Origin of the sequence: Bradyrhizobium ottawaense, assembly GCF_900099825.1 — a bacterium.
GTDB classification, from domain to species: Bacteria; Pseudomonadota; Alphaproteobacteria; order Rhizobiales; family Xanthobacteraceae; genus Bradyrhizobium; species Bradyrhizobium ottawaense_A.
Genome location: NZ_LT629693.1, coordinates 5,387,139 through 5,410,257, shown reverse-complemented (window position 1 = coordinate 5,410,257; position 23,119 = coordinate 5,387,139). Strand labels below are relative to the sequence as shown.

Here is a 23,119-nt window from a genome sequence, read left to right as displayed (position 1 = left end):
ACGCCTCAGCGAGGTCGCCCGATCCCTGCACCTGGCCAACGCTGGCCTCGGCAAACCAAACGGCAGTCGTCATTGACTGAGAATCATTTAAGCAATCGATGTGCCAACCCCGCATTCGGGGTAAGGCCCTAAAATGTCGGGCTTTTTTGGAAGTGGACGAGGCCGCCCGAATGCAGCGGCGTCAGGACATGCCCTCAATTTGTGCAGATGCACAGATGTTGGCGTGTGCGGCAAAAGCCGGGCAACCCGCCGGCGTCGCGTCCGGAGAGGCAATGTCCGCGCGCCGGCTCGCGACTCACCTGATCTGGGTGCGGATCGGCGTGTCCTTCAGGCCGTTATTGTCATAGGCCTTGCGCAGCGTGCCGTTCGAAATCGCATCGGTCAAAAACCTGGCCGCGAACGCCAGCGACTGCGGATGATTGGGCGGTACCGCCACGGCCGTCACGGTCTGCTTGAAGGTTTCGTCCAGCACGCGCGTGCCCGGAATCTTCTTCGCCATCGCGTTAAGCTGGTCGCGCGACAGCGCGAACGCATCGATCTCACCCTTGCTGAGCAGGCCGAAGATTTCGTCATAGGTCTGATAGCCGGTGACCTTGGCGTTCTTCAGATGCGCAATCGCGCCGCGCATGGTGGTCGTGTTGTTGACCGCGGCGACCTTGACGCCGGGCTGGTCGAGGGTCGCGAAATTCGTCACCGTCGAGTTGGGCTTGACGATGTAGGTGGCGTCCGCAACCTCGTAGATCGGCCCGAACGACATCTTGCCTTCGCGCTCCGGGTCCTTCGGCAGGAAGGTGACGTCCCAGGTCTTGCTTGAGGCGGAGTCGGTGATCTGCCCCGAGTTGTTGTGGACGACATATTCGACGGGAACGCCGAGCTGCGCCGCCATTTCCTTGCCGAGGTCGACCGGCACGCCGGCATAGCCGCCGGGCTCGGTCTTGATCGACCAGAAGGCGCCGCCGGCCGGGCTGATGGCGATCGCGACCCGCAGCTTGCCGGTCGGTGCAATCTCGTCTTTCAAGGCATCGGCGCTCGCCGGCATCGTTGTCATCGCAGCAATTCCCAGAATGAGGCCGGCCATCGCCGGCAAGGATGATTCGAACAAGGATGGATGAAACATCGGGTAGTCCTTCCCTTGGCCATGACCCGTTGTTGATGCCGGGCCTTCAGCGTTTACCCATGCGCCGGATAATCAGCGCTTCTTCTTGGCCGGTGCGGCGCCCTTTTTGGCGGCGGCGGCCGGGGCCGCCGGCTTCGGCTCCACGACATCAGGCTTTCCGAACGCGATGATCTGGGCCCGGGCATTGACCGGCGCTGCCGGCTTGTTGGCATCCTGCAACTGCTCTTCGCCGAGGCCGAGCGCGACAAGGCGCTTGCCGGAAATCTTGAAGGCTGACACCAGCACGTCCCGGATCGAGTCCGCCCGCCGCTGGCTCAGCGCCAGATTGAAATCGCGGCGGCCGCCCGACTCGGTGTGATCGACGATCAGGAACTTGTACGGCTGCAACTTCGGATCGGACAGCGCATCGGCAAGACTGCCGATCATGCCATAGGATCCCGGCCTGATCAGCGACGAGTCCGGATCGAACAGGATATCGAAGCGCACCTGTGTCAGCTTGGTCAGCTGAGGCGCGATGAGGGGCCGCTTGACCTGCTGGGCATCGGCCTTGGCCTTGACCCGATCGGCGGCCTGTTGCTTCAAGGCAGCGACGTCGACGTCGGGCGTCGTATCGTCAGCCGCCGCCAGCTTGTCGATGATGTCGGCGGCCGGTACCGCTGTCTGGGCGTGGCCGGAAACCGGAACGGCGACGACAGCCAGCGCGCCCAGCAACAGACCAATGTTGCGCAATCTCATTTTCGAACGCATCAGCGATACCCCGCCGCTGATATCGCCTTGTTGCAGTTCCCGGTTGCCTTCTTGGTCGAGTCGAGCAGGCATTGCAGGCCCTTGGCGGGATCGGCCCGCACCTCACTGCACAGATGGTTCATTTCCCAATTGCACAGCTTCATGAGGGTCGAGCGCGCGGTAATACGCTGCGTGATGGCCGAGAGCGCACGCGGGTAGTCGGCCTGACACTTTGCCGACACCACATCCTGATTGCGGTACAGGCATTCCTTCAGGCGGGTCGGGTCGAAATTGACGCCGCGGCAATTGTCGTCGATGTCCTTGCCGCAGCTCCCCCCGAGCAGGGTGGCGGCCTCTTCGAATTTCAACGCCTGCTGCGCCGACGCCAGCGAAGGCGCACACACCGCAAGGACGAGCAGGATAATCCGGATTCGGTTCATGCCCGCACCTCACACAAGGAGGGGGGCGATGGTCAAGGTGCATCTTCCGATTGGCCCGGCCACGACCATATTGCGTCGCAACATGTCACTGCCCTGTCACAGCCGAAGGCCTGACAGGGCGGGGCGCGCCCTCAGGGCGCGGTTCGCGCCGCCGGCACCTTGATCTCCTGCGGCAAAATGACAGCGGCCACGATCACCAGCAGGCACAGCGCACCGAACGCCTGCAACATGGTGACAAAACCGCCCCGCTCGTACAGCCAGGCGACGAGGCCGACGGATGCGCCCGCGGCGGTAAAGCCGATGAAGTAACGCACCGAATAGGCTCTGCTGCGCCATTCCTCGCTGGTATATTTGCCGACCATGGCGTCGTTGACAGTGACCTGCCCGAACGCGCCCATCACGATGCCGATCGACGCGATGATCAGCGGCAGGTTCGACAAGGTCGCTGCGAAATACAGGAACGGCGCCAGCATGAACGACAGCGGCAGCATCACGGTCTTCAGCGAGTAGTGGTCGATCAGCTTGCCGATGGTGTATTGCGTCATCGCGCCGAACACGTAGACGCCGGCTGCGATCAGGCCCAGCAGCGCCGGGCTCCTGGTGACGTCGGCGAGCCGCTCCGCGAACAGCTTTGGCAACGCCACAGTGACCGCGTTGAAGGTGGTGGAGATCGCGATCACGACGATCAGGAGCGACAGGATCACCCGCCACATGTCCTGCTTGGCGACGCGCGCCTGCGCTGCGGCCTGTTTGAAGCCGGAACGATCCTCGTGAACCACCATCTGCGCGAAGGCGATGCCGATCAGGATGGTGACAATGCCGGGGACGATGAAGGCCCAGCGCCAGCCGAGATACTGCCCGACCACGCCGGTGACAAGCGCCGACGACGCCACGCCGAGATTGCCCCAGACCCCGTTCAGCCCCATCTCGCGACCGAGCCTGTCGGCATAGGACACGATCATGGCGGTGCCGACGGGATGATAGATCGAGGCGAACAGGCCGATCGACAGCAGCGCCGCGCCAAGCTGCAGCGGCGTCTGCACGAAGCCGACCGCGATCATCGACGCGCCGATGCCGGCAAAGAAGATCACCATCATGTGGCGGCGGCTCCAGCGGTCGCCGAGCCAGCCTGTTATCAGCGAACCGGCGCCGAAGGCGATGAAGCCCGGGGTGGCGTAAGGCAGCAGTTCCGAATAGGCCATGCCGAGCGCAGGCCCCATCACGATCACCGCGGCGGCAAAGATCAGCATCGCGTAGTGGTCGATGAAATGGGCCGCATTGACGAAGCTGATGACCCGGCCGGGGCTGTTCATGGTCGAAATCCTCGAATCCCGTATTTTCCTGAAATAGGTTATAGGGTGTTGTCCTGACGGGATGTCGCCAATGAATATCGCCGAAAAGCCAATTGCCGCCATACTCGGGCGTCGCATCTCGACCGGCGACGGCATCCACATGATCGCCAAAACCTACGAAAAAGGCGTCCGGCTCGACACCCACATGCACCGCGAGGCGCAACTGGTGTATGCCGCCCGCGGCACCATGCAGGTGACGACGCCAAAAGGCCGCTGGCTGGTGCCGCCGGATCGCGCGGTCTGGGTCCCGGCGCTGCTGCCGCATGCCATCGACGTGCTGGCCGACATCGAAATGCGGACGCTCTATTTCGATCTGGCGTGGCTGAAACGCGAGCAGCGTAGCGCCAGCCTGGATGCGGAATTCGTGGTGCGGGTATCGCCGCTGCTGCACCAGGCGATCCTGGCGCTGTTCGACGACCACACGACGTCAGAACGGACCGCCCTCCTCGTTCGGCTGACGATGCTGGAGCTGCATCAGGCCGAAGATTCGGCGACCTTCATCCCGCTGCCGCATGAGCCGCGCTGCCGCCGCGCCGCCGATATCGTGCTGGCGGACCCAACCGGCGACCACGAGATCGAGACGCTGGCGCGCACGGTCGGCACCTCGGCGCGGACGCTGTCACGGCTGTTCGCGGCCGAGACGCAACTGAGCTTTAAGAGCTGGTGCCAGCGCGCCCGCATCGCCGCCGCCATTGAGAAGCTGTCGACCGACGTCAACCTCTCGGTCAAGCAGCTCGCCTCCGACCTCGGTTATGCCAGCGTGCCGGCGTTTTCCCACGCCTTCCGGCAGGTTACCGGCAAAACGCCGACGGCGTTTGCGGAAAAGGCGTGAACGGGGCTCGTCATACGCGGGCTTGACCCGCGTATCCATCTTGCTTCGTGACGTGCCGTTTGAAGAGGGATAGATGGCTGGGTCACCTAGCGCGAAGACGCGCTCCGCGCTTCTGCCCGGCCATGACAAGCTATTCGTCAAGAATGACATATTTCTGTGCGATCCATGCGCTTGATTGGGATCGGCACGACCCCAAATCAAGTGTACCATCGCTACGAAACCGCTGGATCAGACCGCCACATGGCCAACGCCTTTTTCTCCGATCTTCTCTCGACGATTTCCGAGCGCGGCCGCACGCTGCTCCGGCGCGGCGGCTCTTCCAACGCCAGGCAGGACGCCTCCGAACTGCTGGAGCTGTGCGAGGCGCTGCTGTCGGGCCGCGGCGAGGCGTCCGGCATCGCCATCGCGCGCGACGTGTTCGACGGTTACCGCGAACTCGATGCCGCCGGACGGCAGTCGTTCTTTGCGGCACTGGCCCGCGACTACGGCCCGGATCGCGAAAAGCTGTCGCAGGCGATCGAGAGCTGGCGCGCGCAGCCGAGCGACGACGATGCCAGCGATCTGCATTTTGCGTCCGAGCCGCGGCGCCAGGAGCTGATCCGCCGGCTCAACCGTGCGCCGGGCGGCACCAGCGAACTGGTTTCGATGCGCGCCGACCTGCTTTCGCTGATGAAGGGCAACAAGGATCTGGCGGCGCTCGACCGCGATGTCGTGCATCTGCTGTCGTCCTGGTTCAACAGGGGATTTCTCGTGCTGCGCAGGATAGACTGGTCGACGCCGGCGAATATTCTGGAACAGATCATCCGTTACGAGGCGGTGCACGAAATCCGCGACTGGAACGACCTGCGCCGCCGCATCGATCCGATCGACCGGCGCTGCTACGCCTTCTTCCATCCGCAGCTTTCGGACGAGCCGCTGATCTTCGTCGAGGTCGCGCTGACCGAGGCGATCCCGACCGCGATCGCGCCATTGCTGGCCGCCGAGCGGCAACTGGTGCCGGTCGAGCGCGCCCGCACCGCCGTGTTCTATTCGATCTCCAACACCCAGAAGGGCCTCGGCGGCATTTCCTTCGGCAGCTTCCTGATCAAACAGGTGGTCGAGGAATTGCGGCGCGAATTGCCCAAGCTCGATACGTTCATCACGCTGTCGCCGGTGCCGGGCTTCATGAGCTGGCTGAAGCAGGCCGAAGACGTTCCGGTCAGCGACGAGGAACGGACGCTGCTGGAAAACCTCGACAAGCCGGACTGGTTCGAAAATGCGGAACTGACCGCGCAACTGCGTGGCGTGCTGGAACCGTTGGCAGCGTATTATTTCCTGAAAGCGCGGACGGCGAAGGGCCGTCTGATCGATTCGGTGGCGCGCTTCCATATCGGCAACGGCGCGCGGCTGGAGAAGATCGACTGGCTCGGCGACCTCTCGCCCAAGGGCCTGCGCGAATCCGCAGGGATCATGGTCAATTATCTCTATCGCCTCGACGACATCGAGAAGAACCACGAGGCCTATGCCAACCAGGGCGAGATCGCGGCTTCGAGCGCGGTGAAGAAATTACTCAAGACCGAAGGCCGAAGGCTGCTGGATATGCGGCTGTCCTGACAGCGCAATTGAGGTCGCGATGACGATCGTGTGGAGCGACAGCCGCGCCGAAGTCGACTGGCACGAGCTTGAAGCGCTGTATCGGGCAGCGCCACTTGGAAACAAGAACGCCGACGATCTCCAGGTGGTTTTTGGCAACAGCATGTTCTGCTGCTTCGCCCGCGAGGGAGGCCGGCTTGTTGGCGCCGGCCGGGTCTTGGCCGACGGCCGCGATTGCGCCTATCTCTGCGACATTGCCGTATTGCCTAGTCATCAAGGCGTAGGTCTCGGAAAACAGATCATCGAAAGACTGATAGTCCAATCGCAATCACACGCGAAGATCATTCTCTATTCGGTCGCCGGCCGTGAGCCGTTGTACGCAAAATTCGGCTTCCTGCGGATGAAGACAGCGATGGCGATTTTCAGAAACCGGCAAGCCGCCATCGAGAGAGGGCTGCTGTCCGAGACTTGATCCACACGTCATTGTGTCGCGCCTCGGAACGCCCTGCCTCAAGCCGCCAGCGCCTTCATCTCCTGGTAGAGATCGGATTTGCCCTCGAAGCCGATGCCGGGCAGATCCGGCATGGTGATGTGGCCGTTCTCGACCCGTACGCCGTCGGGAAAACCGCCATAGGGCTGGAACAGGTCGGGATAGCTCTCATTGCCGCCGAGCCCGAGACCGGCCGCGATATTGAGCGACATCTGGTGGCCGCCATGCGGAATGCAGCGGCTCGCCGACCAGCCGTGGGTTTTCAACATGGCGAGCGTGCGCTGGTACTCGCACAGCCCATACGACAGCGCGCAGTCGAACTGCAGCCAGTCGCGATCCGGCCGCATGCCGCCGTAGCGGATCAAGTTGCGCGCATCCTGATGGCTGAACAGGTTTTCGCCGGTCGCCATCGGGCCTGGATAGAATTCCGCCAGTGCCGCCTGCAGCGCGAAATCGAGGGGGTCGCCGGCTTCCTCGTACCAGAACAGCGGATAGTTCCGCAGCATTTTGGCGTAGGCGATCGCGGTCTCGAGGTCGAAGCGGCCGTTGGCATCGACGGCCAACTGCGCCTGACTGCCGATCTCCTTCAGCACCGCCTCGATACGAACAGCGTCTTCCGAGATCGGCGCGCCGCCGATCTTCATCTTCACGACGTTGTAGCCGCGATCGAGATAGCCGCGCATCTCGCCACGCAGCGCCGACAGATCCTTGCCCGGATAGTAATAGCCGCCGGCCGCATAGACGAACACGCGCGGATCGGCGGCAAGACCGTGACGCTCGGCGAGCAAACGAAACAGCGGCTTGCCGGCGATCTTCGCCACCGCGTCCCACACCGCCATGTCGATGGTGCCGACCGCGACCGAGCGTTCGCCATGGCCGCCCGGCTTCTCGTTCGACATCAGGGTGGCCCAGACCTTGTCCGGATCGAGATTGCCGCCATCGGCATCGAGCAGGGATTTGGGATCGGCCTCCTTCAACCGCGGCGCAAAGCGCTCGCGGATCAGGCCGCCCTGCCCGTAGCGTCCGTTGGAATTGAAGCCGTAGCCGACCACCCGCCTGCCGTCACGCACGACGTCAGTAACGACAGCGACAAGGCTTGTCGTCATCTTGGTGAAGTCGATATAGGCGTTACGAATCGGCGAGGAGATCGGCTTTGTGACTTCGCAGACGTCGACGATGCGGACGGACATGGGGGTTGGCTTTCAATAAATCGGTCTATCTCGTCGTCATGGCCGGGCTTGACCCGGCCATCCACGTCTTCCTGCTGCGACACCGTCAAGACGTGGATGCCCGGGTCAAGCCCGGGCATGACGAGTCTTTATGACGTCGCGTATGCGCATTCCATTCAGCTCGACGCCTTGTCGCGGAAATACGGCTCGACCGGACCGTGAACCTTGATGGTCAGCGGGTTGCCGAAGCGGTCCTTGGCATTGCCCGCGGTGACGCGGACCCAGCCCTCGCTGATGCAATATTCCTCGACATTGGTCTTTTCGACACCCTTGAAGCGAATGCCGACGTCGCGCGCCAGTATCTCTTCGTTGTAGTACGGGCTGCTCGGATTGACCGAGAGACGGTCGGGGAATTGGTCGCTCATGGTTTTGCTCGCTTCGTTCACAGTAGAGCCTCGATTTCTTTGCGTATGCCCTCGGGCGTCGTGGTCGGCGCGTGCCGCGCCACCACCTTGCCGGACCGGTCGACCAGGAATTTGGTGAAATTCCACTTGATCGACGAACCGAGCAGGCCCGATTTCTCTTGTCGAAGATATTGATACAGCGGATGCGCGCCCGAGCCGTTGACGTCGATCTTGGCGAACATCGGGAACGTCACGTCATATTTGGTCTCGCAGAACTGTTCGATCTGTTTTGCGTCGCCCGGCTCCTGCGCGCCGAACTGGTTGCAGGGAAAACCGAGCACCGAAAAGCCGCGCGGCCCGAGCTCCTGCTGAAGCGCCTGCAGGCCCCTGTATTGCGGCGTGAAGCCGCACGCGCTCGCGGTGTTGACGATCAGGAGCACCTGCCCCTCAAACCGCTGGAGCGGGACGTCTTCGCCTGCGAGCGACTGGGCCGTAAAGTCATAAATGCCTGGCATCGTGCTCTCTTTGTTGGCTGGCCGGTGTTAGCCGGCCGGGTCGATCGCCGCCGACGGCGTACCGCCGACCTCGATCGCCTCGCCCGCGGCGAGGCAGAGATCCTCGCGAAAGCGGCCGGAGACGATCTGAACGCCGACGGGGACACGCCCCACCAGCCCGGTCGATACCGTTAGCCCGGGCAGGCCCATCAGGGGAATGCCAATTTGCGGTATCTGCGCGTGCCAGACCCGGGCAAAGGACGCCTCGTCCTTGCGGTCGAGGTGATCGGGGAACGGCAGTTCGCCGGACACCGGCATCAGCAGCACCGGGTATTTCTCGAAGAACGCCAGCCATTCGCGGGTCAGCGTCAAGCGCCGCGTCAGCGTTTGGGACAGATCGAACGGAAACACTTTTGATCGGTTGCTGCGCAGGCAGGCCAGCGCGCCGGGATCGCCTTCGCGCTCTGCCGCCGCCAGTTGCGCCTCATAGCCGTCGCCGAGCCACAGCTTGGTATTGAGCTCCGCGGCCTCGCGTAGCGGCGGCGTGTTGGTGATCTCCTCCACGATCCATCCGGCGCGCTCGAGGCGCTTGCCGGCATCCGCGACCGCGGCCTTTACTTCCGGAACGGGGTCGAGGCCGTCGGGGTTGAGGCACATCGCGGCGCGCTTCGGCATCGGCGCGCCCTGCAGCGGCGCCGGCACCCACCAGGGATCGCGCGCGTCCATGACCGACATCGCCGCCAGCGCGATCCTGAGATCGGCGATGGTGCGCGCCAGCGGGCCGGACACCGCGCAGAGCTGCGGGCCGATGGTGCGTTCCGGCACAGAGGCGTTGAACGCCGGGATGCGGCCGAGAGTCGTCCGCAAGCCATGGACCCCGCAGGCGTAGGCCGGATAACGGATCGAGCCGGCGATATCGGTGCCGTGCGCGATATGCCCGATGCCGGCCGCGACCGCGGACGCGGCGCCACCGGACGAGCCGCCTGGCGTGATGCCGGGATCGCGCGGATTCTTGGTGTCACCATGAACGAGATTGGTGGTGAACCAGCGATAGGAAAATGCCGGGCAGTTGGTGCGGCCGAGGATGACCGCGCCGGATTTTCGCAAATTGTCGATCACCGGGCTGTTGGTTTTGGCGATGGTGTCGCGCTGCAGCTTCAGCCCGTTGGTGGTGGCAAAGCCTTCCTGGTCGATATTGACCTTGACCGTGACGGGAACGCCCGCCAGCGGTCCGACATCCTCGCCCCGGCCGATCGCGGCGTCGATGACGGAGGCCTGCGCCAATACGTCCGCCGGCCTGTGGTCGACCACGGCATTGAGCCTGGGATTGACCGCATCCAGCCGGGCCAGCGCGGCCTCTGCCGCCTCCTTGGCCGAGACTTTCTTCGACTTGATCAAGGCGGCCAGATCTTGGGCCGACAGACGCCAGATATCCTGCATTTGAAACCCCGTTTGACGGCCTTCTTGTAGCGCCGACGGCAGGGCTGCGCCAGCGGGGGCCATTCTTCCTCGCGCGCCCCGCGCAAGCGCGGGGTTAAAGCGAGGTTTCAGCGCAGGCGGGCGATGTAATAAGCGAGATCGGCGATCTGCTCTTTGGTGACCGAGCCCATGACGTCGGCCATGGTGCCGTCATAGCCGTGACGACTGTTGTCCTTGTATTCGCCGAGCGTCTTGGCGAGGTAGTCCTCGCGCTGGTTGGCGATCCGCGGCACGTTGTCGTTGCCGGAAAAATCCGGCTTGTGGCAGTTGTTGCAGAGATATTGCTGCGCCAGCGCCTGACCGCGCTGCATTCGCGCCGGCTCGCCGGCGTCGGCGGGAGGCACAGGCTTCGGGATTTTGGCGATGTAATCGGAAAAGTTGCGAAGATCGTCGTCGGTCAGCGCCTTCGCCAGATCGTTCATCGGCTCGAAGGTGCGCAGCTTCTCGCGAAACATGAAGAGCTGGATCAGCGCATAGGGCGCCTGCTGGCCACCGAGCGAAGGCGTGTTTTCGGTCTCGGACTGTCCTTTTTCGCCGTGACAGGCCTGGCACGTGACGAAGCGCTCTTCGAGCGTCTCGGCGCTGGCGGAAGCTGCGATCAGGGCAAACGCCAGTGCCGTTAGTATCTTACGCATCGGCCAGCTCCTGGCGAAGGCTCATCCAAAAAAAATGATCGAGGGCAGCCCGAGCCGCCCTCGATCTTGTCTTTCCTTACTGCTTGGCAACCTTCGGCTTGCCGTAGGTGATGCGATAGACGGCGCCGTTCCAGTCGTCGGAGACCAGCATCGAACCGTCCTTCATCTGCATCACGTCGACGGGGCGGCCGATATACTTGTTGTCTTCGAGGAAGCCGGTGATGAACGGCTCCATCGACTTCACCGTGCCGTCCTTGTTCAGCTTGACGACGACGACGTCACCGCCCTGCTTTTTCGATTTATTCCACGAGCCATGGCGCGCGACGATGATCGCGTTCTTGTAGGATTTCGGGAACATGTTGCCGGTATAGAACCGCATACCGAGCGCAGCGACGTGTGGCCCCATCAGTCCGACCGGCGCGGTGTAGTCCTTGCAGTCTTTACCCCAGCCAAGTTCCTGGTCGACAATGTTGCCCTGCAGGCAGTAGGGCGCACCGAAATGTTCGCCGGCCTTGGTGACACGGTTGAGCTCGTCTTCCGGCACCGTCTCCGACAGCCAGTCGCGGCCGTTGTCGGTAAAGTACATCTGCTTGTTCTCGGGATTCCAGTCGAACCCGACCGTGTTGCGCACGCCGCGTACATAAACCTCGGCGCCGGAACCATCCAGGTTCATGCGGCGGATCTGGCCATGGTCCTCGTCATGCAGCACAACGTTGCCGGGCTGGCCGACCGGAACATAGAGCTTGTTGTCCGGGCCGATGGCGATGAACTTCCAGCCATGGGCTTCGTCCTTCGGAAGCTTGTCGTAGATCATGACAGGCTTCGGCGGGCTGTCCAGATTGTCCTCGACCTTCTCGATCTTGGAGACTTTCGACAGTTCGGCGATGTAAAGCGTGCCGTCCTTGAAGGCGACGCCGTTCGGGCGATAGAGACCGGAAGCGATCACCTTCACCGACCGCTTGCCGTCCTTGTTTTCGATGCCATAGACCTTGTCGACCAGCCGGCTGCCGACGAACACGGTGCCCTTGTCACCAAGCGCGAGCGAGCGCGCATTCGCCATGCCGGCGGCATAAACCTCGATGTTGAAGCCGGCGGGTACCTTCAACTTGGCCGTCGGCAGTTTGTCGGGTGCTGCCGGAAGCGGCGGCGGCGCCACCGGCGCGAGCTTGGCGGCGGCTTCGTTGTCCGGCCGGCCGATCAGCGGCGAGCCCGGCGGCAATGGAGCGGGCGCCGCGGAAGGAGCGGGCGTGGCCGCCGGCGCGGCATCGGCCGCCGCGGGTGCGGGTGCGGCGGGCTGCTGGGCGACAGCATTGAACGTGAATGCACCGAAGAAAGCACCGGCCAGCAAAAGGCTGCGCGATGCCGACGAATAGCTCTTCATGAGTTTCTCCCTGGCGGAAGCCATTTTCCTCGCGCAGGCAGTGATGACGCCTGCGCCGGTGGCTTTCCCGAATAGCAGTCTCCGACATTTGTCCGTACATTTGCAATCGGAAACATTCTACGCAAAGCAAGGTTGCGCGCCCGGAATAGACGAAGGCGCACGGTTTAGCGCAAAAGGCATTCCGCGCGGCGTCAATGCCTGGTGATCGGACCGTCCGGCGTATCGGGCAGAACCGCTTCCGAGAACGGAAACTCCAGCACGATCTCGCCCTCGTCGTCGGTCACCTCGATGGTGGCGTTCAACAGCGCGCCATCGGCGCCTTCGGTCCTCAGTAGTTCCCGAATCATGGCGCGCGCCATTTCCCAGGCGCGATCGGGATCCCCCAGCACTTCACCATCGGGATCGGAAATCAGCTCATCGCCGATACGGGTATTGAAAAAATAGCGTGGCATCGGCGCAAACCTGGCCCCATCGGCAACCACGCAACCGGAGGCCACCATTCTCACGAGTTCTTTATCCGGAGCCGGCAGCGCTCCGTCCGCGCAAAATCATCATTCGTGGCGGCGCGAACAACCGCGAAACGCTTGATCCCACGCTGTTTTGACACTGGCGCCAGCACAACTGCGTGAGCTCACTTTGCAGTGCAGCATAAACACGCCAAGGTTTCACGCAAAAGATTTAACTGGCGAACTTTTTGATCCGCATTACCTTATGTTTGAGGGCGGAGTTCGTCCCGTATCAAAAGGAGCGCCAAATGGCCTGGAAAGCACCGAAAATCGTCGAAGTCTCGGTCGGCATGGAAATCAACATGTATATGTGCGCGACCCGCAAGTAGCGGCAGCGTCACTTCCGATCTCACGCAGGTGGACCTCCGGGCCGGACAGCTTCCCGATTGTGGAATTGTGTCCTGAACCTGGGTCCACCGCGTGGCGTTTGTAGCCAAGCTTCGTAACGTCAAGTTTTGTAGCGCCAAGGTCTGTATTGACAGGTCTTGGTACCCCGGGAGACGGATCATGCTTCGGGTCGTCGTCCTGGGCGCCGCGGCAGGTGGCGGCGTTCCGCAGTGGAACTGCGGATGTCCGGTGTGCCTGACAGCGCGAACCGAACATCCGGAATTGCAGAGCACCCAGGCATCGATCGCCGTCAGCGCCGACGGTGCGCACTGGTTTCTGATCAACGCCTCGCCCGACCTGCGCCAGCAGTTGACCGCGACGCCGCAGCTTCACCCCAAAGCCGGACAGCTCCGCCACAGCCCGATCGCGGGCGTCATTCTGACCAACGGCGAAATCGATGCGATCGCCGGGCTGTTGTCGATGCGCGAGGGCTCGCCCTTTACCCTCTATGCGCACGAACGGGTGCTTGCGATTCTGAAGTCCAACAGCATCTTCAATGTACTGAACGACAAGAACGTCCGCCGCCAGCCGATCGAGGTGGACAAGGCATTCGAACCCTCGCTGCCCGACGGTTCGCCGTCCGGCATGGAGATTCTCCCGTTCGAGGTTCCCGGCAAGGGCGCCTGGTATCTCGAAGGCAAGGCGCATCCGGCCGGCAGCGACGGCGCGGGCGATACGCTGGGCTTGCGGATTCTGGACAAGACCAGCGGCAAGTACTTCTATTTCCTTGCCGCCTGCGCCCGGGTGACCGACGACCTCAAATCGAGACTGGCCGGCGCAGCGCTGGTCTTCTTCGACGGCACCGTGTGGCGCGACGACGAATTGATCGTGGCGGGGCTGGGCAACAAGACGGGACAGGGTATGGGCCATATCTCGATGTCGGGCGATCACGGCGCCATCGCCAGCCTTGCCGGCCTCGACATCGGCCGGAAGATGTTTTTGCATATCAACAATTCCAACCCGGCCTTGCTGCATGGCTCGGACGAGCGCAAGGCCGCGGAACAAGCGGGCTGGCATATCCCCGCCGACGGAATGGAGATCACGCTGTGAATGTCGTGGCACCAGCAGGCGGAATGACCGCGCTTTCGATCGGCAAGGGCGTCACGCTCAACAGCGCCGAGGAACTGGAAGCGATGCTCCGCCACATCGGCGCGACGCGGTATCACAATTTGCATCCGTTCCACCGGCTGCTGCACGGCGGCAAACTCAACCAGGGCCAGGTGCAGGCCTGGGCGCTGAACCGCTATTATTACCAGAGCACAATCCCGCTCAAGGACGCGATGGTGATCTCGCGGTTCCGCGACCGCGCCACCCGCATCGAGTGGCGGCACCGTATCGAGGACCATGACGGCGATCACGGCACCGAAGGCGGCATCGAACGCTGGCTCAAGCTGACCGAGGGGCTCGGTCTCGACAGCGCCTATGTGGAATCGACCGAAGGCATCCTGCCCGCGACGCGGTTCGCGGTGGAAGCCTATGTGCATTTCTGCCGCGACAAGAGCCCGCTGGAAGCAATCGCCTCCTCGCTGACGGAGCTGTTCGCACCCAACCTGCATGAGGAACGCATCTCCGGCATGCTGCAGCACTACGATTTCGTCAATCCGGACATCATGAGCTATTTCAGCCGCCGCCTGACCCAGGCGCCGCGCGATGCCGGCTTCGCGCTGGAATACGTCAAGGCCCATGCCACGACGCCCAGGGAGCGCGAGGCGGTCTGCAACGCGCTGATCTTCAAGACCAATGTGCTATGGGTTCAGCTCGATGCGCTGTATTATGCCTATGTCGAGGGCCACATTCCGCCCGGCGCGTTCGTGCCAAAAGGGACATGACAACAGATGGCAAGCCGCAACATCAGCGTCAGCGAGGCGAGCCGGCCGAAATTGCCGCGGCACGCCCGGCTGAAATTCGATGAGACGCGGCAGGTCTGGGTGATCCTGGCGCCGGAGCGGGTGCTGGCGCCTGACGAGATCGCGGTCGAGGTGCTGCAGCTCTGCGACGGCGTCCGCAGCGTGTCCGACATTGCCGATCAGCTCGCCGCCAAATACGCTGCGCCGCGCGAGGCGATCGCCACCGACGTCGTCGGGATGCTGCAGGACCTCGCCGACAAGGGTTTCCTCACCGAAGCGCGCGAGAAGACGTCATGAGTGACCTGATCGCCGACGGCAACAAAGCGGCCGCGCCCCATGACGGGCTTGCGATCCTGGAATCGCGCCGTTCGACCGCGGAGACTTTTGGCATTCCGCTGGCGGTGCTCGCCGAACTGACGCACCGCTGCCCGCTGCAGTGCCCCTACTGCTCCAACCCGGTCGAGCTCGACCGCGGCAGCAGCGAACTCACCACGGACGAGTGGAAGAAGGTCCTGACCGAGCTCGCCGAAATCGGCGTGTTGCAGATTCATTTTTCCGGCGGCGAGCCGACCGCACGGAAGGATATCGTCGAGCTGGTGCAGCATGCAACCGATGTCGGCCTCTACAGCAACCTCATTACGTCGGCCGTGTTGCTGAGCAAGGAAAAGCTGTCCGCGCTGGCCGATGCCGGGTTGTGCCATGTGCAGATCAGTTTTCAGGGCAACGAGGCCGTGGTGGCCGACCGCGTCGCCGGCCTGAAGAACGCGCATGAGAAGAAAATCGAGGCCGCGAAATGGACGCGTGAGTTCGAACTGCCGCTGACGGTCAATGCGGTCATGCACCGGCAGAACCTGCATCAGCTCACCGACATCATCCAGATGGCGGTCGATCTCGATGCCGACCGGCTGGAAGTGGCCAACGTCCAGTATTACGGCTGGGCCTTGAAGAACCGCGCCGCGCTGATGCCGACGCTGCAACAGATCGAGGAAACCAGCCGCATCGTCGAGGACGCCGCCGCGCGGCTGAAGGGCATTCTCGCGATCGACTACGTCGTGCCGGATTACTACGCGCTGCGGCCGAAGAAATGCATGGGCGGCTGGGGCCGGCAATTCTTCAACATCTCGCCCGCCGGCAAGGTGTTGCCGTGCCATGCCGCCGAGTCGATCACCGGGCTCGAATTCGAATCGGTACGATCCAATCATTCGATCGCCTGGATCTGGCAGAATTCCGAGGCCTTCAACCGCTATCGCGGCACCGGCTGGATGCCCGAGCCGTGCCAAAGCTGTGAGTTCAAGGAGATCGATTTCGGCGGCTGCCGCTGCCAGGCCTTTGCGCTGACCGGCGACGCCGGCAACACCGATCCGGCCTGCACGCTGTCGCCGATGCATGAGCAGATTTTCAAGGCTGCCCAGTCCGAGGCCGCTGCCGATCATAACCGCTTCCTCTATCGCAATTTCGCCGGCGGCACGCTGGAGACGGAAGGCGAGCATGGCGCCTGACGCCGACGCCGGAAAGTCCGCTCGCCGCGCCGATCCGTTTGCACCGCTCACCTCGGAACATCTGTCCGTCAGCGATGGCCACGAGATCTATGTCGAGAGCGTCGGCCGCCTCGGTGGCGTCCCCGCAATCTACCTGCATGGCGGACCCGGCAGCGGCTGCCAGCCCGATCACCGTCGGCTGTTCGATCCCGAACGCTTCCATGCCGTGCTATTTGACCAGCGCGGCGCCGGCCGCAGCCGCCCCAAAGCCAGCCGCGACGCCAACACGCTTCAGCATTTGATCGCGGATATGGAAATGATCCGCGAAAAATTCGCGCTTGAACGCTGGATGGTGGTTGGCGGCTCCTGGGGCGCGACCTTGGCGCTGGCCTATGCGCAAGCCCATCCCGCGCGCGTCACCGGCATCGTACTGCGCGCGACCTTTCTCGGCACCATGCAAGAAATCGAGAACGGCTTTCTCAACGTGTTGCCGCGCTTCTATCCCGGCCTTTATGACGACTTCCTGCGCGTGTTGCCGCAGGAAGAGCGTGCACGTCCGATCGAAGCCTATTTCCGCCGCATCCTTGATCCCGATCCTGCCGTGTACGGCCCTGCGGCGCGGGCCTGGGGACAGACCGAGGGAATTCTTTCCGAACATGCACCCAAGCGCAGCCGGCTCGATCTGCCGGCGCTCGTTTCCTCGCGTGCCTTGCCCGCGACACCGTTCATGGAAGCGCATTATTTCGCCAATGACAGCTTCATGCAGCCGGACCAGTTGATCAATGAGGCCAGCAAGCTCGAGGGCATTCCCGGCATCATCGTGCAAGGCCGCTACGATCTGCTGTGTCCGCCCGCGACCTCGCATGCACTGGGCGCGGTATGGCGCGAGGCCGAAATTCGCGTGGTCGAGGGCGCCGGCCACACGCTGTACGATCCCGGCGTCCGCGATGCCGTGATGAAGTCGATCGCGGACATGGCGTCCAGGATTGCGAAATGACCCTCATCCTGAGGAGCGGCGCAAGCTGCGTCTCGAAGGATGAGGCCACCAGTCGGGCTTCATGGTTCGAGACGCCGCTAACGCGGCTCCTCACCATGAGGGGCTGAGAGCAGAGGGAAGACGAATGCCGATCGCCGGAAAAGGCATGCTGCTGACGTCGATGAACGTCGACGCTTCGGACGAGGCCGAGTTCAATCGCTGGTACGACCGCGAACACCTCGAAGAGCGCGTTGCGATCCCCGGCTTCCTCGAGGCGCGGCGCTATGTCGCGCATGACGGCAACCCGAAATATCTCAGCCTCTACTCCACCGAAACCTTCGACGTGCTGGACAGCCCGGCCTACCGCACCGCACTGGCCAATCAGACCGCATGGTCGAAGGCCAACATCGCCCGCTTCAAGGACATGATCCGCGGCGTGGCGCGGATCACGATCAGCCGCGGCACAGGCCGAGGCGCCGCATTGGGTATCATCCGCCTGCGCCCTGCTTCCGGCGGCGAAGACAACTTGCGCAGCGCGCTGCGGGAGCAGCTCGATCCCGCAAAGCTCGACGGGATTATCTCGATGCACTTGCTCGAGAACGATCCGGCGCTGTCAAAACCCCTGACCGACAATCCGTCTGCATCCGCCCCCGGCGCCGGCGACTGGTTCGTGCTGATCGATGCCACCGACGTGAACGCAATCCCGGCTGCGGCGGCGCGCTTTGCCGCGTTCAAATCGCAGACGGTATCCAGCGGAATCTACAAGCTGACGTTTGATCTCGCGAAGAGCGATTTGGGACGCTAATTCCAATCATTTCAGAATGCAGCGCAGCATGTGCACTGCATCATTACCGTTCACGCACGCGGCAGCGTTTGAAAGCTGGAGATCGCGCAAAATTGCCTTTGTGCCTGCTCTGGAATGGCTCTAATAAGATAAGCCTATGATCCAATTCAAAAACCACAAGAACGCCATCTGAGCGTTCGCAGGCAAAATAAGGCCGCGCTGTTCTCGTTTTCGGCACGGACAAGGTAGGAATGAAACCGACTGATATCTCGGCGCCGGACTACTTTCACAAAGTGGTCGATTGCCAATGGGCCTGCCCCGCACACACGCCAGTTCCCGAATACATCCGACTGATTGCAGAGGGGCGTTATAGCGACGCCTATATGATCAATTGGAAATCGAATGTGTTTCCCGGAATTCTGGGGCGCACCTGCGATCGTCCGTGCGAGCCCGCGTGCCGCCGCGGCCGCGTCGAGGAAACGCCGGTTGCGATCTGCCGCCTCAAGCGCGTTGCCGCCGACTTCAAGGACGACGTCAAGCACCGCATGCCGAAGCCGCTGACCAAGAACGGCAAGCGCATTGCGCTGGTCGGCGGCGGTCCCGCTTCGCTCACGGTGGCGCGCGACCTCGCGCCGCTCGGCTATCACTGCACCGTGTTCGATGCCGATCCCAAGGCCGGCGGCATGATGCGCAGCCAGATTCCGAAATTCCGGCTGCCGGACCAGGTGATCGACGAGGAAACCGACTACGTCCTCGACCTCGGGGTCGAGTTCAAGGGCGGCCATCGCATCGACAGCCTGAAGAAACTGCTCGGTGAAGACTACGACGCCATCTTCGTCGGCTCCGGCGCCCCGCGCGGCCGCGAGCTCGACATCCCCGGCCGCAAGGAAGCCGCCGCCAACATCTATGTCGGCATCGAATGGCTGGCTTCCGTGTCGTTCGGCCATATCGAGAAGATCGGCAAGCGCGTCATCGTGCTCGGCGGCGGCAACACCGCGATGGATTGCTGCCGCACCGCGCGCCGCCTCGGCGGCGAACAGGTCAAGGTGGTCGTCCGTTCCGGCTTCGAGGAAATGAAGGCCTCGCCCTGGGAGAAGGAAGACGCCCTCCACGAGGACATTCCGATCCTCAATTACATGGTGCCGGTCGCCTTTACCCACGAGAACGGCAAGCTCACCGGCGTCACCTTCCAGAAGGTGAAGGCTGAATTCGACGCCAAGGGCCGCCGTAACCTGGTGCCCTCGGGCGAGCCGGATGAGACCGTCCCCTGCGACGACGTGCTGGTCGCGGTCGGCCAGGAGAACGCCTTCCCCTGGATCGAGCGCGACTGCGGCATCGAGTTCGACAAGTGGAACATGCCGCAGGTCGATCAGACCACCTTCGCCTCGACCAATCCAAAAGTGTTCTTCGGCGGCGACGCGGCGTTCGGCCCGAAGAACATCATCTGGGCGGTGGCGCACGGTCATGACGCCGCGCTGTCGATCCACAAGATGCTCTCCGGCGAGGACATCAAGGAGCGTCCGCTTCCCGAAGTGCATATCTCGTCGCAGAAGATGGGCATCCATGAGTGGAGCTACGACAACGACGTCTCGGTCGACCATCGCTACAAGGTGCCGCATCGCGACAAGGTGATCGCGCTGAAGGACATCCGCACCGAGGTCGAACTCGGCTATGACGTCAAGCTGGCGCTCGGCGAGGCGCAACGCTGCCTGAACTGCGACATCCAGACGGTGTTCTCGGCGCCGGCCTGCATCGAATGCGACGCCTGCGTCGATATCTGCCCGATGGATTGCATCTCCTTCACCGACAACGGCGAGGAAGACGATCTGCGGCAGCGGCTGAAGGCGCCCTCGCCGCATCACGACCAGGCGCTCTATGTCGCCGACGGGCTCAAGACCGGGCGCGTCATGGTGAAGGACGAAGACGTCTGCCTGCATTGCGGGCTGTGCGCCGAGCGTTGTCCCACCGGTGCCTGGGACATGAAGAAATACCTCATCGATATGACTCACGCGGGAACATCATGTCAGTCCAAAGCCCGATCAGCAGCGTAAACGATTTCGTCGTCCGCTTCGCCAACGTCAACGGCTCGGGTTCGGCGAGCGCCAACGAATTGTTCGCGCGCGCGATCCTGCGCCACGGCGTGCCGGTCAGCCCGCGCAATATCTTCCCCTCCAACATCCAGGGCCTTCCGACCTGGTACGAGGTGCGGGTGACCGAAGCCGGCCATCTCGGCGCCCGCGGCGGCGGCATCGACATGATGGTGGCGATGAACCCGCAGACCTGGGACAAGGACGTCGCCTCGATCGAGCCCGGCGGCTATCTATTCTACGATTCGACCAAGCCGATGCCGTCGTCGAAATTCCGTGCGGACATTAATGTCATCGGTGTCCCGCTGACCGCGATCACCAACTCGACCTACACCGATCCGCGCCAGCGCCAGCTGTTCAAGAACATCATCTACCTCGGCGCGCTCTGCGCCCTGCTCGAGATGGATCCGAAGCTGGTCGAGCAACTGTTCAGCGAGCAGTACAAGGGCAAGGAAAAGCTCCTGTCCTCCAACGTCCATGCGCTGGCGCTCGGCCGCGACTGGGCGCTGCAGAACCTGAAATGCCCGATCGGGCTGCGGGTCAAGAAGGCCGACAAGGTCGGCGACCGCATCTTCATGGAAGGCAACAGCGCCGCAGCCCTTGGCGCCGTTTACGGTGGCGCCACCGTCTGCGCCTGGTATCCGATCACGCCGTCGTCGTCGGTGGCGGAGGCTTTTACGAGCCACTGCAAGAAGCTGCGGCACGACCCTGAAACAGGCAAGGCGAAATACGCCATCGTTCAGGGCGAAGACGAACTGGCCTCGATCGGCATCGTGATCGGCGCCTCCTGGAACGGCGCGCGCGCCTTCACCGCGACCTCCGGCCCTGGCATCTCGCTGATGACGGAGTTCATCGGCCTTTCCTACTTCGCGGAAATTCCGGCCGTGATCATGAACATTCAGCGCGCCGGTCCCTCGACCGGCATGCCGACGCGGACCCAGCAGTGCGACATCATCGCCTGCGCCTATGCCTCGCACGGCGACACCAAGCATATCCTGCTGTTCCCGGAAGATCCGGCCGAGGCGTTCGAATTCGCCGCGCAATCGTTCGACCTCGCCGAACGGCTGCAGACCATGATCTTCGTGATGCTCGACCTCGATATCGGCATGAACCACCGGCTGTGCCGCCCGCTGAAGTGGGACGACGCCAGGCAATACGACCGCGGCAAGGTGATGACGGCAGAGATGCTCGACGAGCCCGGCCGCGACTTCGGCCGCTACCTCGACGTCGACGGCGACGGCATTCCCTACCGCACCTATCCGGGCACGCATCCGACCAAGGGTTCGTTCTTCACCCGCGGCACCTCGCGCGACCGCTACGCCCGCTATTCGGAAGAAGGCGCCGTCTACGCCGACAACATGCAGCGGCTGGTGCGCAAGTTCGAAACCGCGCAGGACATGGTGCCGCGGCCGTTGCAGGCCAACGCCGCCAAGCCGACCAAATACGGCGTGATCTATTTCGGTTCGACCGCGCCGGCGATGGACGAGGCGATCGGTCTGTTGGAAGCGCGCGGGCACCAGCTCGATCGCATGCGCATCCGCGCCTTCCCGTTCCACTCCAGCGTCGCGAGCTTCATCGCCGACCACGACTTTGTTTATGTGGTCGAGCAGAACCGCGACGGCCAGCTTCGCTCGTTGATCGTCAACGAGAACGGCATCGATCCGGTGCGGCTGGTGCCGATCCTGCACTATGACGGCACGCCGATCACCGCGCGCTTCATCGCCAATTCCATCGGCGACCACCAAGACCACCTCAAAGTGACCCCTCTCCGCAAGGCCGTGTCATGACCTATATTGCAAAACCGAAATTCCAGCATCCCGGCCTGCCGAAGAACGATCTCGGCTACACCCACCGGGATTACGAGGGCAAGGTCTCGACGCTGTGCGCCGGCTGCGGTCACGACTCGATCACCGCCTCGATCATCGAGGCCTGCTACGAACTGTCGATCGAGCCGCATCGGGTGGCAAAAATTTCCGGCATCGGCTGTTCGTCGAAGACGCCGGATTACTTCCTCGGCAATTCGCACGGCTTCAATTCGGTGCATGGCCGCATGCCGTCGGTGCTGACCGGCGCCAACCTCGCCAACCGCGACCTGATCTATCTCGGCGTCTCCGGCGACGGCGACTCGGCCTCGATCGGCTTCGGCCAGTTCGCGCATTCGATCCGCCGCGGCGTCAACATGACCTACATTGTCGAGAACAACGGCGTCTACGGCCTGACCAAGGGACAGTTTTCGGCGACGGCCGACCGCGGATCGAAGTCGAAGAAGGGCGTGATGAACACCGACAACGCCATCGACCTGGTGGCGATCGCGCTGCAACTCGGCGCGACCTTCGTGGCCCGCAGCTTCTCCGGCGACAAGACCCAATTGGTGCCGCTGATTGCGGCTGCGATCCGCCACAAGGGCGCGTCGTTCATCGACGTCGTCAGCCCCTGCATCGCCTTCAACAACCATGCCGGCTCGACCAAGAGTTTTGACTATGTCCGCGAACACAACGACGCGGTGAACCGCCTTGATGTCATCACCGGCCGCGACCCGATCACCGTCGACTATGCGCCGGGTTCGGTGCAGGTGGTCGAGCAACATGACGGCACCCGGCTGGCGCTGCGCAAGATCGACGCCGACTACGACCCCAACGACCGGCTGGCGGCGATGACCTTCCTGCAGAAGCATGCCGCCAAGGGCCAGGTGGTCACGGGATTGTTGTATGTCGATCCGGACTCGGAGGATATGCACGCCCATCTCGACACCGTCGAGCGGCCGCTCAACACGCTCGACGCCGGCGACCTCTGCCCCGGCTCCTCGGCACTGGATAAGATCAACGCCAGCCTGCGTTGAGCCGAACATCGGGCTGAAGGATCTGCCGCCGGGCTCGGTTGCCGCCGAAACAGGCGGCGTGGCAGGGATCGCCGTGCTGCAATCGCAGGGCTATCTCCATCTGCGGCCCTGATTGTGGGCGCAC

General features: G+C 63.0%; 25 protein-coding genes. 14 read left to right on the top strand and 11 right to left on the bottom strand.

Annotation, left to right across the window (positions count from 1 at the left end):
* Positions 1-295: 295 nt before the first annotated feature.
* The 4 genes from BLR13_RS25190 to BLR13_RS25175 form a co-directional block, all read right to left on the bottom strand.
* Positions 296-1,078 carry a transporter substrate-binding domain-containing protein gene (locus BLR13_RS25190; protein ID WP_074831122.1) on the bottom strand — a complete coding sequence of 261 codons (783 nt, stop codon included), beginning with the start codon at positions 1,076-1,078 and terminating at the stop codon, positions 296-298.
* A gap of 111 nt (positions 1,079-1,189) precedes the next feature.
* Complete coding sequence (locus BLR13_RS25185; protein WP_074818290.1) at positions 1,190-1,864, bottom strand: OmpA family protein; 675 nt, start codon at positions 1,862-1,864, stop codon at positions 1,190-1,192.
* Positions 1,864-2,283 (bottom strand): hypothetical protein, encoded by a 420-nt coding sequence (locus BLR13_RS25180; protein WP_074818292.1) that lies wholly within the window; start codon positions 2,281-2,283, stop codon positions 1,864-1,866. The genes BLR13_RS25185 and BLR13_RS25180 overlap by 1 nt, the downstream gene beginning before the upstream one ends.
* A 131-nt stretch (positions 2,284-2,414) precedes the next feature.
* A complete protein-coding gene (locus tag BLR13_RS25175; protein WP_074818294.1) occupies positions 2,415-3,596 on the bottom strand; it encodes an MFS transporter in 1,182 nt (393 codons plus the stop codon).
* 70 nt (positions 3,597-3,666) lie between these two features.
* Here BLR13_RS25175 and BLR13_RS25170 point away from each other — a divergent pair, with 70 nt between their 5' ends.
* The 3 genes from BLR13_RS25170 (at position 3,667) to BLR13_RS25160 (ending at position 6,511) form a co-directional block, all read left to right on the top strand.
* Positions 3,667-4,467 carry an AraC family transcriptional regulator gene (locus BLR13_RS25170; protein ID WP_074818296.1) on the top strand — a complete coding sequence of 267 codons (801 nt, stop codon included), beginning with the start codon at positions 3,667-3,669 and terminating at the stop codon, positions 4,465-4,467.
* Between the two features lie 240 nt (positions 4,468-4,707).
* Positions 4,708-6,060 (top strand): malonyl-CoA decarboxylase, encoded by a 1,353-nt coding sequence (locus BLR13_RS25165; protein WP_074818298.1) that lies wholly within the window; start codon positions 4,708-4,710, stop codon positions 6,058-6,060.
* 19 nt (positions 6,061-6,079) lie between these two features.
* A complete protein-coding gene (locus BLR13_RS25160; RefSeq protein ID WP_074818299.1) occupies positions 6,080-6,511 on the top strand; it encodes a GNAT family N-acetyltransferase in 432 nt (143 codons plus the stop codon).
* A gap of 38 nt (positions 6,512-6,549) precedes the next feature.
* Here BLR13_RS25160 and BLR13_RS25155 read toward each other — a convergent pair whose 3' ends face one another.
* From BLR13_RS25155 to BLR13_RS25130, 6 genes are all read right to left on the bottom strand, one after another.
* A complete protein-coding gene (locus BLR13_RS25155; protein ID WP_074818302.1) occupies positions 6,550-7,719 on the bottom strand; it encodes a mandelate racemase/muconate lactonizing enzyme family protein in 1,170 nt (389 codons plus the stop codon).
* Between the two features lie 155 nt (positions 7,720-7,874).
* Entirely contained in the window at positions 7,875-8,123 is a 249-nt protein-coding gene (locus tag BLR13_RS25150) for a DUF3297 family protein (protein ID WP_074831124.1), read from the bottom strand.
* Positions 8,124-8,140: 17 nt separating this feature from the next.
* A complete protein-coding gene (locus BLR13_RS25145; protein ID WP_074818305.1) occupies positions 8,141-8,617 on the bottom strand; it encodes a glutathione peroxidase in 477 nt (158 codons plus the stop codon).
* Between the two features lie 27 nt (positions 8,618-8,644).
* Positions 8,645-10,036 carry an amidase family protein gene (locus tag BLR13_RS25140; RefSeq protein WP_074818307.1) on the bottom strand — a complete coding sequence of 464 codons (1,392 nt, stop codon included), beginning with the start codon at positions 10,034-10,036 and terminating at the stop codon, positions 8,645-8,647.
* A gap of 107 nt (positions 10,037-10,143) precedes the next feature.
* Complete coding sequence (locus BLR13_RS25135; RefSeq protein WP_074818309.1) at positions 10,144-10,710, bottom strand: c-type cytochrome; 567 nt, start codon at positions 10,708-10,710, stop codon at positions 10,144-10,146.
* Between the two features lie 76 nt (positions 10,711-10,786).
* Positions 10,787-12,091 carry a PQQ-dependent sugar dehydrogenase gene (locus tag BLR13_RS25130; RefSeq protein ID WP_091976729.1) on the bottom strand — a complete coding sequence of 435 codons (1,305 nt, stop codon included), beginning with the start codon at positions 12,089-12,091 and terminating at the stop codon, positions 10,787-10,789.
* Between BLR13_RS25130 and BLR13_RS40370 the strand changes: the two genes are divergently transcribed.
* A complete protein-coding gene (locus BLR13_RS40370; RefSeq protein ID WP_143039669.1) occupies positions 12,090-12,296 on the top strand; it encodes a hypothetical protein in 207 nt (68 codons plus the stop codon). The two genes, BLR13_RS25130 and BLR13_RS40370, sit on opposite strands and share 2 nt — an antisense overlap.
* Here the strand turns inward: BLR13_RS40370 and BLR13_RS25125 are convergent.
* Positions 12,283-12,543, bottom strand: a complete 261-nt coding sequence (locus BLR13_RS25125) for a DUF6894 family protein (RefSeq protein WP_074831127.1) — start codon at positions 12,541-12,543, stop codon at positions 12,283-12,285. The genes BLR13_RS40370 and BLR13_RS25125 overlap by 14 nt on opposite strands.
* A gap of 302 nt (positions 12,544-12,845) precedes the next feature.
* Between BLR13_RS25125 and pqqA the strand changes: the two genes are divergently transcribed.
* The 10 genes from pqqA to BLR13_RS25075 all read left to right on the top strand — a co-directional run bounded on the left by pqqA (position 12,846) and on the right by BLR13_RS25075 (position 22,995).
* Positions 12,846-12,926 carry a pyrroloquinoline quinone precursor peptide PqqA gene (pqqA, locus tag BLR13_RS25120; RefSeq protein ID WP_035635412.1) on the top strand — a complete coding sequence of 27 codons (81 nt, stop codon included), beginning with the start codon at positions 12,846-12,848 and terminating at the stop codon, positions 12,924-12,926.
* A 178-nt stretch (positions 12,927-13,104) separates the two neighbouring features.
* Entirely contained in the window at positions 13,105-14,034 is a 930-nt protein-coding gene (gene pqqB, locus BLR13_RS25115; protein WP_074818311.1) for a pyrroloquinoline quinone biosynthesis protein PqqB, read from the top strand.
* A gap of 23 nt (positions 14,035-14,057) precedes the next feature.
* Positions 14,058-14,813 (top strand): pyrroloquinoline-quinone synthase PqqC, encoded by a 756-nt coding sequence (pqqC, locus tag BLR13_RS25110; protein WP_074818313.1) that lies wholly within the window; start codon positions 14,058-14,060, stop codon positions 14,811-14,813.
* Positions 14,814-14,819: 6 nt separating this feature from the next.
* On the top strand, positions 14,820-15,128 hold the full coding sequence (pqqD, locus tag BLR13_RS25105; protein ID WP_074818314.1) for a pyrroloquinoline quinone biosynthesis peptide chaperone PqqD: 309 nt from the start codon (positions 14,820-14,822) through the stop codon (positions 15,126-15,128).
* Complete coding sequence (gene pqqE, locus BLR13_RS25100) at positions 15,125-16,330, top strand: pyrroloquinoline quinone biosynthesis protein PqqE (RefSeq protein ID WP_074818317.1); 1,206 nt, start codon at positions 15,125-15,127, stop codon at positions 16,328-16,330. Before pqqD ends, pqqE begins: the two co-directional genes overlap by 4 nt.
* Positions 16,320-17,306, top strand: a complete 987-nt coding sequence (gene pip, locus BLR13_RS25095; RefSeq protein WP_074818319.1) for a prolyl aminopeptidase — start codon at positions 16,320-16,322, stop codon at positions 17,304-17,306. Before pqqE ends, pip begins: the two co-directional genes overlap by 11 nt.
* A gap of 124 nt (positions 17,307-17,430) precedes the next feature.
* On the top strand, positions 17,431-18,090 hold the full coding sequence (locus BLR13_RS25090) for a DUF4286 family protein (RefSeq protein ID WP_074818322.1): 660 nt from the start codon (positions 17,431-17,433) through the stop codon (positions 18,088-18,090).
* 230 nt (positions 18,091-18,320) lie between these two features.
* Entirely contained in the window at positions 18,321-20,120 is a 1,800-nt protein-coding gene (locus BLR13_RS25085) for an FAD-dependent oxidoreductase (RefSeq protein WP_074818324.1), read from the top strand.
* Positions 20,090-21,943, top strand: coding sequence for a 2-oxoacid:acceptor oxidoreductase subunit alpha (locus tag BLR13_RS25080; protein WP_074818327.1), 1,854 nt, complete (start codon positions 20,090-20,092; stop codon positions 21,941-21,943). Before BLR13_RS25085 ends, BLR13_RS25080 begins: the two co-directional genes overlap by 31 nt.
* Positions 21,940-22,995: a 2-oxoacid:ferredoxin oxidoreductase subunit beta gene (locus tag BLR13_RS25075; protein WP_074818328.1), complete on the top strand. Its 1,056-nt coding sequence runs from the start codon at positions 21,940-21,942 to the stop codon at positions 22,993-22,995. Before BLR13_RS25080 ends, BLR13_RS25075 begins: the two co-directional genes overlap by 4 nt.
* The last annotated feature ends 124 nt before the right edge of the window (positions 22,996-23,119 follow it).

Excerpts from the sequence above, each read along its gene's own strand:
- BLR13_RS25190 (WP_074831122.1), bottom strand. The coding sequence starts at position 1,078 with ATGGCCGGCCTCATTCTGGGAATTGCTGCGATGACAACGATGCCGGCG.
- BLR13_RS25185 (WP_074818290.1), bottom strand. The coding sequence starts at position 1,864 with ATGCGTTCGAAAATGAGATTGCGCAACATTGGTCTGTTGCTGGGCGCG.
- BLR13_RS25180 (WP_074818292.1), bottom strand. The coding sequence starts at position 2,283 with ATGAACCGAATCCGGATTATCCTGCTCGTCCTTGCGGTGTGTGCGCCT.
- BLR13_RS25175 (WP_074818294.1), bottom strand. The coding sequence starts at position 3,596 with ATGAACAGCCCCGGCCGGGTCATCAGCTTCGTCAATGCGGCCCATTTC.
- BLR13_RS25170 (WP_074818296.1), top strand. The coding sequence starts at position 3,667 with ATGAATATCGCCGAAAAGCCAATTGCCGCCATACTCGGGCGTCGCATC.
- BLR13_RS25165 (WP_074818298.1), top strand. The coding sequence starts at position 4,708 with ATGGCCAACGCCTTTTTCTCCGATCTTCTCTCGACGATTTCCGAGCGC.
- BLR13_RS25160 (WP_074818299.1), top strand. The coding sequence starts at position 6,080 with ATGACGATCGTGTGGAGCGACAGCCGCGCCGAAGTCGACTGGCACGAG.
- BLR13_RS25155 (WP_074818302.1), bottom strand. The coding sequence starts at position 7,719 with ATGTCCGTCCGCATCGTCGACGTCTGCGAAGTCACAAAGCCGATCTCC.
- BLR13_RS25150 (WP_074831124.1), bottom strand. The coding sequence starts at position 8,123 with ATGAGCGACCAATTCCCCGACCGTCTCTCGGTCAATCCGAGCAGCCCG.
- BLR13_RS25145 (WP_074818305.1), bottom strand. The coding sequence starts at position 8,617 with ATGCCAGGCATTTATGACTTTACGGCCCAGTCGCTCGCAGGCGAAGAC.
- BLR13_RS25140 (WP_074818307.1), bottom strand. The coding sequence starts at position 10,036 with ATGCAGGATATCTGGCGTCTGTCGGCCCAAGATCTGGCCGCCTTGATC.
- BLR13_RS25135 (WP_074818309.1), bottom strand. The coding sequence starts at position 10,710 with ATGCGTAAGATACTAACGGCACTGGCGTTTGCCCTGATCGCAGCTTCC.
- BLR13_RS40370 (WP_143039669.1), top strand. The coding sequence starts at position 12,090 with ATGAGTTTCTCCCTGGCGGAAGCCATTTTCCTCGCGCAGGCAGTGATG.
- BLR13_RS25130 (WP_091976729.1), bottom strand. The coding sequence starts at position 12,091 with ATGAAGAGCTATTCGTCGGCATCGCGCAGCCTTTTGCTGGCCGGTGCT.
- BLR13_RS25125 (WP_074831127.1), bottom strand. The coding sequence starts at position 12,543 with ATGCCACGCTATTTTTTCAATACCCGTATCGGCGATGAGCTGATTTCC.
- pqqA (WP_035635412.1), top strand. The coding sequence starts at position 12,846 with ATGGCCTGGAAAGCACCGAAAATCGTCGAAGTCTCGGTCGGCATGGAA.
- pqqB (WP_074818311.1), top strand. The coding sequence starts at position 13,105 with ATGCTTCGGGTCGTCGTCCTGGGCGCCGCGGCAGGTGGCGGCGTTCCG.
- pqqC (WP_074818313.1), top strand. The coding sequence starts at position 14,058 with ATGACCGCGCTTTCGATCGGCAAGGGCGTCACGCTCAACAGCGCCGAG.
- pqqD (WP_074818314.1), top strand. The coding sequence starts at position 14,820 with ATGGCAAGCCGCAACATCAGCGTCAGCGAGGCGAGCCGGCCGAAATTG.
- pqqE (WP_074818317.1), top strand. The coding sequence starts at position 15,125 with ATGAGTGACCTGATCGCCGACGGCAACAAAGCGGCCGCGCCCCATGAC.
- pip (WP_074818319.1), top strand. The coding sequence starts at position 16,320 with ATGGCGCCTGACGCCGACGCCGGAAAGTCCGCTCGCCGCGCCGATCCG.
- BLR13_RS25090 (WP_074818322.1), top strand. The coding sequence starts at position 17,431 with ATGCCGATCGCCGGAAAAGGCATGCTGCTGACGTCGATGAACGTCGAC.
- BLR13_RS25085 (WP_074818324.1), top strand. The coding sequence starts at position 18,321 with ATGAAACCGACTGATATCTCGGCGCCGGACTACTTTCACAAAGTGGTC.
- BLR13_RS25080 (WP_074818327.1), top strand. The coding sequence starts at position 20,090 with ATGTCAGTCCAAAGCCCGATCAGCAGCGTAAACGATTTCGTCGTCCGC.
- BLR13_RS25075 (WP_074818328.1), top strand. The coding sequence starts at position 21,940 with ATGACCTATATTGCAAAACCGAAATTCCAGCATCCCGGCCTGCCGAAG.